The organism is Pseudodesulfovibrio sp., assembly GCF_028692895.1.
Classification (GTDB): domain Bacteria; phylum Desulfobacterota; class Desulfovibrionia; order Desulfovibrionales; family Desulfovibrionaceae; genus Pseudodesulfovibrio.
Genome location: NZ_JAQUWN010000038.1, coordinates 23,210 through 33,069, shown reverse-complemented (window position 1 = coordinate 33,069; position 9,860 = coordinate 23,210). Strand labels below are relative to the sequence as shown.

At 64.4% G+C, this 9,860-nt stretch carries 8 protein-coding genes and 1 tRNA gene; 2 read left to right on the top strand and 7 right to left on the bottom strand.

What is annotated here, in order from left to right; genetic code table 11:
* The first annotated feature begins 35 nt into the window (after window positions 1-35).
* Window positions 36-111: transfer RNA gene (locus PHP91_RS10675), tRNA-Thr, on the top strand.
* Between the two features lie 64 nt (window positions 112-175).
* On the opposite strand, the gene PHP91_RS10670 is transcribed toward PHP91_RS10675, so the two are convergent.
* From PHP91_RS10670 to PHP91_RS10655, 4 genes are all read right to left on the bottom strand, one after another.
* Entirely contained in the window at window positions 176-1,411 is a 1,236-nt protein-coding gene (locus PHP91_RS10670; RefSeq protein ID WP_300140356.1) for a hypothetical protein, read from the bottom strand.
* 116 nt (window positions 1,412-1,527) lie between these two features.
* On the bottom strand, window positions 1,528-2,823 hold the full coding sequence (locus tag PHP91_RS10665; RefSeq protein WP_300140354.1) for an L-serine ammonia-lyase, iron-sulfur-dependent, subunit alpha: 1,296 nt from the start codon (window positions 2,821-2,823) through the stop codon (window positions 1,528-1,530).
* A 237-nt stretch (window positions 2,824-3,060) separates the two neighbouring features.
* Window positions 3,061-4,686 (bottom strand): NAD(P)/FAD-dependent oxidoreductase, encoded by a 1,626-nt coding sequence (locus tag PHP91_RS10660; RefSeq protein ID WP_300140352.1) that lies wholly within the window; start codon window positions 4,684-4,686, stop codon window positions 3,061-3,063.
* A 137-nt stretch (window positions 4,687-4,823) separates the two neighbouring features.
* Window positions 4,824-5,663: a flagellin gene (locus PHP91_RS10655; protein ID WP_300140350.1), complete on the bottom strand. Its 840-nt coding sequence runs from the start codon at window positions 5,661-5,663 to the stop codon at window positions 4,824-4,826.
* 173 nt (window positions 5,664-5,836) lie between these two features.
* Between PHP91_RS10655 and PHP91_RS10650 the strand changes: the two genes are divergently transcribed.
* The gene (locus PHP91_RS10650; protein WP_300140349.1) at window positions 5,837-6,862 is read left to right on the top strand and encodes a glycosyltransferase; all 1,026 of its coding nucleotides are present in this window, start codon (window positions 5,837-5,839) and stop codon (window positions 6,860-6,862) included.
* Between the two features lie 38 nt (window positions 6,863-6,900).
* Here PHP91_RS10650 and ilvN read toward each other — a convergent pair whose 3' ends face one another.
* The 3 genes from ilvN to PHP91_RS10635 form a co-directional block, all read right to left on the bottom strand.
* Window positions 6,901-7,179 (bottom strand): acetolactate synthase small subunit, encoded by a 279-nt coding sequence (gene ilvN, locus PHP91_RS10645; protein ID WP_300140347.1) that lies wholly within the window; start codon window positions 7,177-7,179, stop codon window positions 6,901-6,903.
* Window positions 7,172-8,845 (bottom strand): acetolactate synthase large subunit, encoded by a 1,674-nt coding sequence (gene ilvB, locus PHP91_RS10640; RefSeq protein ID WP_300140345.1) that lies wholly within the window; start codon window positions 8,843-8,845, stop codon window positions 7,172-7,174. Before ilvB ends, ilvN begins: the two co-directional genes overlap by 8 nt.
* Before the next feature lie 845 nt (window positions 8,846-9,690).
* Window positions 9,691-9,858: a hypothetical protein gene (locus PHP91_RS10635; RefSeq protein ID WP_300140343.1), complete on the bottom strand. Its 168-nt coding sequence runs from the start codon at window positions 9,856-9,858 to the stop codon at window positions 9,691-9,693.
* Window positions 9,859-9,860 lie beyond the last annotated feature (2 nt).

The following is a 9,860-nucleotide window of genomic DNA, read 5'->3' as shown; positions in this document are numbered from 1 at the left end:
ACTCGGCCTGCCATTTCATCGAAAACAGCCGGAACGCTGCTGTAGCTCAATCGGTAGAGCGCGTCCTTGGTAAGGACGAGGTAGACGGTTCAATCCCGTCCAGCAGCTCCACATATCAAAGAAAACCGCCCTTCTTGCGAAGGGCGGTTTTCTTTTTTGGCGTATCGCGCCTACGCTACCGACTTTCGACCAGGGCGAACAGGGGCGACAGCACCAGCAGGATGCCCGTCGCAACGACTATCCAGGACTGCGGCCCGCGATATTTGGCCAGCAGGTCCACCCTGTAAACGAGAATGACGGGGATGAAGCAGCCAATGACGGCGAAGATGGGGCTGCAGATGGAGGTGAAGTAGAGAATGGGGAAATCCACGATGGTCGCGGTCCAGCCGAGCAGGACGATCAACCCCACGACGCCTGCCGAGACCTTGGCCATGTTGACCGATTCCCTGGGCCTGTCGCCAAGAAACAGGTTCATGTACAGCCCGAGGCAGGCTTCGTGCAGGCCTAGCAGAACGCCGAAAAAGGACGTTGTCACGGCGCAGATGTCGATGACGACCCCCAGGGCGGGCACCAGGCCGCCGGGCATGACCTTGCCCATGATGGCCAGGAACGACGTGTTGGCCAAGAACGCGTTGTAGGCGTCCTGATGCGTAATCGACATGGTGCAGGAAAAGGCGAAGAAAAAGACCACCCCGGCCAGGATCAGGAAGGCGCGGTTCATGATCTGCATCGCCTTTTGCCTAGCGAGCGCAACGTCCTCGTACTCGGAGCGCACATAGATGACCATCGGACTCAACGACTGGAGGAACAGGATCGAGGTCATGGCGAACGGCAGCGTCACGATGGTCTGGGCCAGCATCCCCCACACCGAGGAGATATCCTGGATGTTGTCGAAATCCCAATGGGGCAGGATCAGCAGCCCGAGAATGACCAGGGACGACAGGATGACGACGACCAGGACCTTGGACAGGTTGAACAACAGCGTCTTGCTCGCAAAGGCGAGAAAGACCAGAAAGCAGATCAGGACCAGGGCATAAAGATGATTGGCGGACAACAGCCCGTCCGTCAGCCCGGCGGCCTGAATGTATGTGGCGCTGTCGTTGGTGACGGTTTCGCTGTACACGCAGAGCCAGATCAGCAGCATCACGAAATAGATGACGCCCAGCGCCGCCCCCCATTTGCCGCCCAGATACTCGCGGATGGTCGTCGTATAGTCCGAGGCCTCGCGGGATTCTATCAGGGTGTTGATGTACAGGCGCTGGAACAGGTACAGGGCGGGATAGGCGAGGAATATGGCCAGCAGGAAGGTCCACAGCCCTACCAGCCCGGCCTGGATGGGCAGGAAGACGATCCCCGCGCCGATGCCCATGCCGATGTTGACGGCCACCCATCCCCAATCCTTGGAACTCATTTTCATATGCGCAACCCTTTTCGATTTCACCGGATTTTGAAGGCGATCAATCCAACAGGCCCGGCACGCCCCTTCCGTGTGCCGATCGGCACAAACTGTCGCTATGGTTGTCCGGATCAGGACGTCATGATCTTCAGGATGATCTCGTCGGTCTGCTTCATTCCGGCGCTGGCCAGTTCGCCGATATTGCGGATGGTGGCCTCCACGTCGCTGCCGACGATCCCGTCGCCGCCATGGAGGTCCTTGTGGCAGGCGGCCAGGGTGGCGGAATCGAATGCCGCATAGATGCCGGTGGCGATCTTCATGGCGCAGGACGGCTTGGCGCCGTCGCAGATCACGCCGGAGATGTTCCCGAGGGTGTTGATGATTGCGTGGGCCACGGTGGCGTAGTCCCCGCCGAGCAGGAAGGTGATGGCCCCGCTGACCCCGGCCGCGGCGCACATGGCCCCGCAGTAGGCGGACAGCCGCCCCACCTGGGTCTTGATGTGCACCGTGCACAGGTGGGACAGGAAGAGCGCACGGATCAACCGCTCATCGGAGAACCCCTTCATCCGGGCGCACTTGATCACGGGCAGAGAGGCGGTCATGCCCTGGTTGCCGCTGCCGCTGGTGGTCATCACAGGCAGGGGGCAGCCGCTCATGCGGGCGTCGCTCCCGGCCGCGGCGTAACTGGCGCAGCGATTGCGGATGTCGTCCCCGTAAATGCCCTGCTCGATATTCTTGACGATGCTGCTGCCGATGTTCACGCCGTAGGTGTTGCGCAACCCCTCGTCCGCAATGGCGCTGTTCAGCTCGATGACCTGCTCGAACAGCGGCCGGATCAGCGCAAGATCGATGCTCTTGGCCAGGTCATAGATCAACCTGACCGACAGGATGGAGCGGTCCTCCTGGGTCGTGTTGAAGTTCTCCGGGCTGAATCCCCGGTCCAGCAGCACCTGGCCGTCCCTGACCACCCTGGTGAGGTTGGTGTGCAGGTACTGGATCTCCACCAGTGCGCTCTTGTCCCCGGAAGAGGCCTCGATGCGCACGTAGAGCTTCACCGGCGTATTTTCATGAATGATTTCAAAGGACGCCTTTTCCAGGTATTCCCTGACGGCCACCATGTCCTGCCCGGTCACCTCGCTGATGACCATCAGGTCCTTCTTGCAGTCCCCGGCCACCAGGCCCATGGCGGCGGCCGCCTCGATGCCGATCATCCCGCCGCTGTTGGGCACGACGACGCTTTTCACGTTCTTGATGATGTTGCCGGAAACGAAAATCTTCACGCGTTCAGGGAGTTCGCCCAACACCTCCCTGACCTTGGCGGCCACCAGGGCGATGGCGATGGGCTCCGTGCACCCTTGCGCCGGGACGATTTCCTCGTTCAGAATCCTCAACACCTTTTCTATCGTCTCCTGATCGATCGGCATCATTTCGCTCTCTTGTTCGTTGCAATCCATTGTTGTCGCAAGTGGTTCAACAGCCATGTTTTCCGGTCAGATGTTCATGTCCGCGACTCCTAGTTATCACGCCTTCGGCCCGCACGGCTACGGCTATGTCCGGCTAAATTTCACAGCAGGCGACACCGTCCTGAAAATTTCCAGCATCAAAAAAAACCGTCCTTCGCACGAAGGACGGTTTTCGTTGTCGGCAAGACCTCTCCGGCCGCCCTACGCCGCGCCCAGTTCCCGGGCCACCTCCCTGAACGCGCCCTTGCCGCCCGCGAGCACGCCACCATAGCCGCCGCCGGGGTTGCCCCAGGCGCTGGCCAGGAACAGGCCAGGTACGGGAGTCCTGTTCGGGATGCGCGACATGAACGAGTTGTCCACGCTCTGGTTGTAGCCGTAGATGGACCCCGACGCGTTCAGGGTGAAGCGCAGGTTGGTCAGCGGCGTGGCGCTGTCGCGCATGACGATCATCTTGGACAGGCCCGGAATGACGTGCTTCTCCACCTGGGCGATGAGCGTATCCGTCAGCTCCTTCTTCAACTTCTCATAGGCTGGGCAGTCGCCTTTCAGGTAAGCCGCCTCCATCCCTTTCCAGACGTCGTAGCCGCTGGCGCTCACGATGCTCAGGCTCGTGCATCCCTTGGGCGAAAAACCGGGAATGAGGTTGTCGTAGACCATGAGGGAAAAGCCGCCGGTGTCGTACCGGCAACGCATGGCGTCGGCGTAGTTGGCGTCCAGGTCACAGCTCGCGTAGCGGGCCAGCTCGGGGAGCTTGAAGCTGGACGTGATGTCCTGGTCCAGCCCCAGCCAGACGATGAAGGTGCCGGGGCTGTGCGTGTAGGCGTCGAGCCTGGCCCGGTCCGGTTGCGGCAGCGCGCCTGCGGGCAGCAGCTTGCCGAATACCTGGGGCGCGCTGGCGTTGCAGACCACGGTCCGGGCCCGGATGACCTCCCCGTCGTCGGTCCTGATGCCCACGGCCCGGCCGTCCTCCAGCAGGATTTCCTCCACCAGCGTGCCGTAGCGGACCTCGCCGCCCGCGTCGGCCACCGCCCCCGCCAGGGCGTCGGACAGGGCCTGGGACGTGCCCTTGATGTAGGACCCGCCATTCGAGATGTACTCCCCGGTGGGCAAAAGATAATAAAACGCCGACAGTTGCGACGGCGGCAGCCCGTAGTAGCCGCAACTCTGCGCCAGGACGGCCCTCAGCTTCGGGTCGCGGACGTGCGCGTCCACCACCTGCCCGAGGGTCTTGTCGTGGATGTCCCACAGCGTCGGGAACAGCTTGGGGAACCGGTCCCTCGCCTCTTTGGGCATCCCCTGCTCCAGCTTCCGGGTTTCGGCCATGACGTTGCGCCAGACCCGAAAGAACGCCGCCAGCCCCTTGGCCTCGGCCGGGAAGAGCGGAGCGAGCTGGCGCTCGAACCCGTCCAGCCCGCATTTCGACGGCACGTCCAGCGAGAAATCGGGGAAACGCGAGCTCCAGGCGTTCGGATGCGGAACAAGGTCAAGCTTGTCCCACACGCCCAGGTCTGTGAGGATGTCCCGCGCCGGGCCCGCGCCCAGCACCGAGGAATGCAGGGAAACCTCGCAGGTGAAGGCGCCCTTTTCCGACTCGCGGGAGAACGAGGTGGCGTAGCCGCCGGGCACGTCGTACTGCTCGGCCAGCAGCGTCCGGAACCCGTGTTTCGCCAGATAGGCGGCGCAGGTCAGCCCGCCCAACCCCGCGCCCACGACCACGGCGTCGTAAGCCCCCGGCGTCTTCGCCGGAGCCGCGCCCGCAAAACGCCAGTGCAACAGGGTGTGCGCGGCGGCCACTGCCGAGAGTTGGAGAAAGAATCGACGGTTCATCGGCGGCTCCTTGGTAGGGGGGATGCTGGCCAACACATGTCGGGAACGGGCCCTGACCACGGATATAGCAAAATCGCCCCGCGTGGCAAAGGCGATTCCCTTTTTCGGGCCCACGGCCCAGGGCCGATAGGCGCGCCCTATCCGTTGGAGTCGAAGATGGTGCCGGTCTCGCGCACGATGAGGTCGGCCAGGAGCTGCTCCAGGGAATAGTCCGGGTCGCTCGGCATGCGCATCTGGGCCGCGCTGTCCAGGAGCTGGGCCTGGCTCTCCAGTGCGGTCTGCTGCGAGGCGAGGTTGTCCTCCTTGACCCGGTACATGTCCTCGATGGAGCTGGCGAAGCTCCTGAGGTTGTCCACGTAGCTCTTCTGGGTGGCCAGGGAGGCTTGCAGGTCCGCGCCGCTCAGGTCGGACCAGTCCACGGTGGAGGAACCCTGGTCCACGGCGTGGAAGGAGATGTCGAAGCCGCCGTTCTTGCTCGACTGGACGTAGACCTGCCCGCCCGAGGAAATCTGGTCGGCGCCCCACTGCGAACTGTCGAGCATGTAGATGCCGTTGTAGTCCGTGGAGCTTATCAGGCCGGTGATCTTGTCGCGCAGGGCGTCGTAGTCCGCCTTGACCACGTCGCTTGAGGCGAGCAGGTTGCCCGCTTCGATGTCCTCGATGATGGATTCCATGGAATCCAGGGCGTCCACGATGGTGCTCATGCCCGTCCGGGCCACGCCCATCATTGACGCGGCCTCGCCCACGTTGCGCGCCGCCTGGCGGGTGGCCCCGGCGTCAGCCCGCAGGGTGCCGCTGATGGCCTGCTCGAAGGGATTGGTGAAGATCGTCGCGCCCGGGGATTCGCCGAGCACCATGCTGCGCAGGTTGCGGCCCACGCTTGAGCCGTAGAATAGCTGGTTCGTCAGCATGTCCTGTTGCAGGAGCTGCTGCGAATAATTGAAGAGTAACGCCTTTTCGACGTCCGTCAGGGCCATCGGTGCTCCCGGGCGGCGCTTGGACCTGCCCAACGTAGTTATCGGCGCTTCCGGGATTTTCTTTAGGCCCCCCGCACGGTTTTCCGACCTTTGCGCAACCTCGGCCGGGCCGCTTGTTTTGCCGGGACAATGCGTATAGAGAAGCTGTAAGGTCCAACAGCCGGGGGAGGCCCATGCGCATTCTCAATCTCGACGGCCGCTACTTTGTGGAGCCCTTCCGCCGGATGGGGCACGAGGTCCTGTGGATCGGCCCATTCGCCGAGTGCGACGTCCCCCTCGACACCATGCTCCCGCTCTCGGAGCTGCTGGCCGTGCTGCGCGCGCGGGCCTTCACGCCGGACCTGGTGGTCTGGGCGGACATCTGCCGCCCGCCGTCGGTCGTCGGCGTCGAGACCCTGCCCGCCGTGACCGTGGGCTTCTCCATCGACCAGTACTGCAACCCCTGGCACCTGGCATACGGCGCGGCCTTCGACCTGATGTTGGTGGCGCAGAAGGACTACCTCCCTCTCTTCGCCCAGGAACAACTGGGCAACGAGCTGGAATGGTTCCCCCTTTTTTGCGACGCCTTCCGGGACGCCGACACCGGGGAGGAGCGGGACATTCCGGTGAGCTTCGTGGGCACGGTGGCCGGGTCATTCAACCGGAAGCGCAAGGCCTTCCTGGACGCGTTCCGGCGCGGCCACCCGCTCTTCGCCACGCAGGGCGACTACGCGCCGGTCTACAACCGAAGTCGGCTGGTGCTCAACCAAAGCGCGGCCGGGGAACTGAATTTCCGGATTTTCGAGGCCCTGGGCTGCGGGGCCGCCGTGCTCACCGAGGAGGCGGAAAACGGCCTTTCCGAACTGTTCGCCGACGGCGAGGACCTGCTCCTCTACCCGCGCGGCGATTCGGCGGCCGCGGCGGACATGGCCCGGCGCGCCCTGGCCGACGGCAGCGCGGAGCGCACGGCGAAAAACGGCTGGCGCAAGGTCCACGCCAGCCATTCCTCGGCCGTCCGCGCCAGGCGCATCCTCAAGCGGGCCGGGGAGCTGCTGGCCACCGGGCCAACCTGGCGCCGCCGCAACCCGGACGTGGCGGCCCGGCGCGTGGCCAACGCCTACAACATCCTGGCCTCGGACGCGGAGCTGGCCCTGACGCCGGAACTGCGCGCCGCCTTCGCCAGGCTGGCCCGCGCCACGCGCGAGGCGGCCGCCAAATAGACGGGGCCGATCTTCCGACCGGCCCCGGCCTGTCGTCGCTATCCGACGAATTCCAACATCTTGTCGAACACGGGATGCCCGTTGTCGTGCCGCCCCACGGCCAGCACGTCCTGGAGCTTGTCCACCTGCTTGACCATCTGGTCCAGCCGGTCGTCCACGTTGATCAGCAGCCAGATGACGCTGGTTCCGCCGCCGTTGACGGGCATGCAGGCGATGCCCTCCACGTTGTAGGCCCGGCGGGCGAACAGGCCGCAGATGTGGGACATGACGCCGGGATGGTTGTTCACGGAAAGTTCGAGCACGGTCTGCTTACACATGGCGTTCACCTCCGATCATGTGGGAATTGGCCGCTCCGGGGGGCACCATGGGATAGACCGGGTCGTCCGGGCTGAGCGGCACGTGGATCAGGGACGGCCCGTCCTCGGCCAGGGCGGCGGCCAGTGCGGCGGCCGGATCGGCGCAGGCCCCCAGGTCGTGGGCCTTCATGCCGAACCCCTCGGCGATCTTGATGAAATCAACGGCGTAGGAATAATCCGAGGCGAAGTAGCGTTTGCCGTAGAAGAGGTCCTGCTGCTGGCGCACCAGCCCCAGGGCGTTGTTGTTGGTCAGGATGACCTTGATGCGGACGTTGTTCTCCACGGCCGTGGCCAGGTCCTGGATGTTCATCATGATGGAGCCGTCGCCGCTGAAGCAGATGACCGTGCGCTCCGGCGCGGCCAGGGCGGCCCCGATGGCGGCGGGCATTCCGAAGCCCATGGTGCCGAGCCCGCCCGAGGTCAGCCACTGCCGGGGATGGCGGAAGGGATAGACCTGGGCCGTGCGCATCTGGTGCTGGCCCACGTCGGTGCAGACGATGGCGTCCTCGCCCGCCAGCTCGGCGGCCTTGAGGATGACGCCATAGGCCGAGACCGCGCTGTCCGGTTCGGGCACGATCATGGGATGGGCGGCCTTGAGCGCCCCCACGCGGGCCATCCATTCGTTGCGCCCGCTGCGCTCCACCATTGGCAGGAGCGCGGCCAGGGAGTCCCGCACGTCGCCGGTGATGGAGGCCGTGGCGGTCTTGATCTTGTCCAGCTCGCTCGGATCGATGTCCACGTGGATGATCTTCGCCCTGGGGCAGAACTCCGCCACCTTGCCCGTGGCCCGGTCGTCGAAACGGACGCCGACGGCCACCAGCAGGTCGCACTCCTCCAGGATCAGGTTGGTGTAGCGGGCCGCGTGCATACCGAGCATGCCGAGGTAGAGAGGATGGTCCGTGGGCAGCACGCCCAGGCCCATCAGGGTCACGGCGCAGGGAATGGACGCTTTTTCGGCCATTTCCCGGGCCTCGGCCGACGCGCCGGACTGGACCACGCCGCCGCCCAGGTAAAGGATCGGCCGCTCGGCCGCGTTGATCATGGACGCGGCGTGGCGCATCTCGGCCTCGATGATCTCCGGTCCGGCCTCGGGCACGCCCGGCTCGGGCCACTCGTCGAACTCGACCACGGCGGTCTGCACGTCCTTTGGCACGTCGACCACCACCGGGCCGGGCCGTCCGGAAGCGGCCACGCGGAAGGCCTCCGGAATGATGGTCAGGAGGGACTCGGCGGACCGGACCAGGTAGTTGTGCTTTGTGATGGGCACGCTCAGCCCGTAGGTGTCCACTTCCTGGAAGGCATCGGTGCCGATCATGGAGAGCGGGACCTGGCCGGTGATGCAGATGACCGGGATGGAATCGAGCTTGGCGTCGGCGATGGCGGTCAGGGTATTGGTGGCGCCGGGCCCGGAAGTGGCGAAGAAAACCGCTGGCTTGCCGCTGACGCGGGCCATGCCTTGGGCGATGAATCCCGCACCCTGCTCATGCCGGGTCAAGACGTGGCGGATGGGACTTTCCGCAAGGGCGTCATAGAGCGGCAGGTTGGCTCCGCCGGGAATCCCGGCGATGGTCGAGATGCCCTGTCGCTCCAGCAATTTGATGATGATCTCCGCTCCGGTGAGTCGCATGGTGGTCCCTCCTTGTCCGCCTCCGGAGCCGGGAAGGGAAAACCCCCGCCGGCTCGCACCGGCGGGGGTTTTTGGATGTCGCTTAAGAATGCAATAAACCCGCTATGGTGCGTCCCTTCTGACACAACCTACTACGACGTCTACTACGACGACGGCGACGCCGCCGACGAAGGCGGGAAGATCGGATAGGATGTGGAAGGTACGCATAATCACAACAGTCCTTGCTTTTGCAAAATGACTAATCCCGTCTCCAACGCAGCGTCAAGCGTTTTTTGAAAAAGATTGGCTGCTTCGAGATTTCCGGCAACACGAAACCGGGAACCGGGCCACGAAGGCGCTCATGAACGCTCTCTTGCCCCCCGCTTATCCCGACCCGAAGAGCTTCAGCCACGCCAGCGCGGCCGAGGCCTGGTCGGTCCTGCCCCCCCCACACCGTCCTCTTCCACGACCTCCAGGCCGAGAGGTTCGACGCCGTGCTCCCGGCCGGGAAAATCCCGCGCGTGGCCGCTCTGCCCCGGCCATCGCCCGCCACTGCGAGGACACGGCCGACGGCATCATCATCGTCCACTCCAACTGGTGAGACATACCGCCCGCCCGGCCCACCGGCTGGGTGGACCGAATCATGCGGTCCGACGCGGCCTACCGCATTATCGAAGGCGACGACGGCGAAGGTGCGGGACATCCGCCGGCGTTTGTTGCGCATCATCGTCTCCGGCACCCTTGAGGAGCGTCGGCAATGGCTGCGCGAGGTGCGTGATAACGTACGGGAGACCTTCCCGACAGAACAGCGACAACCATTCGAAATTAAAAAGAAAAGCACACGATCATGCGGTGATCACGCCGTTCTAGAGCCGGTCCACGGCAAGCCAGAGGGCGATGGCCCCCACCGAGATGCGAACCACGTGGCCCACGTTGAAATGATAGCCCCAGTCGATGGCGAACAGGACCACGAGGGAAAGGACGTATCCGGCCAGGATGCACTTCCGCCAGATGTTCAGGCGCAACAGGTTCATTG

What these genes read in the sequence shown, in the direction of transcription:
- PHP91_RS10670 (WP_300140356.1), bottom strand. Translation starts at nt 1,411, where the DNA reads ATGAGTTCCAAGGATTGGGGATGGGTGGCCGTCAACATCGGCATGGGC.
- PHP91_RS10665 (WP_300140354.1), bottom strand. Translation starts at nt 2,823, where the DNA reads ATGATGCCGATCGATCAGGAGACGATAGAAAAGGTGTTGAGGATTCTG.
- PHP91_RS10660 (WP_300140352.1), bottom strand. Translation starts at nt 4,686, where the DNA reads ATGAACCGTCGATTCTTTCTCCAACTCTCGGCAGTGGCCGCCGCGCAC.
- PHP91_RS10655 (WP_300140350.1), bottom strand. Translation starts at nt 5,663, where the DNA reads ATGGCCCTGACGGACGTCGAAAAGGCGTTACTCTTCAATTATTCGCAG.
- PHP91_RS10650 (WP_300140349.1), top strand. Translation starts at nt 5,837, where the DNA reads ATGCGCATTCTCAATCTCGACGGCCGCTACTTTGTGGAGCCCTTCCGC.
- ilvN (WP_300140347.1), bottom strand. Translation starts at nt 7,179, where the DNA reads ATGTGTAAGCAGACCGTGCTCGAACTTTCCGTGAACAACCATCCCGGC.
- ilvB (WP_300140345.1), bottom strand. Translation starts at nt 8,845, where the DNA reads ATGCGACTCACCGGAGCGGAGATCATCATCAAATTGCTGGAGCGACAG.
- PHP91_RS10635 (WP_300140343.1), bottom strand. Translation starts at nt 9,858, where the DNA reads ATGAACCTGTTGCGCCTGAACATCTGGCGGAAGTGCATCCTGGCCGGA.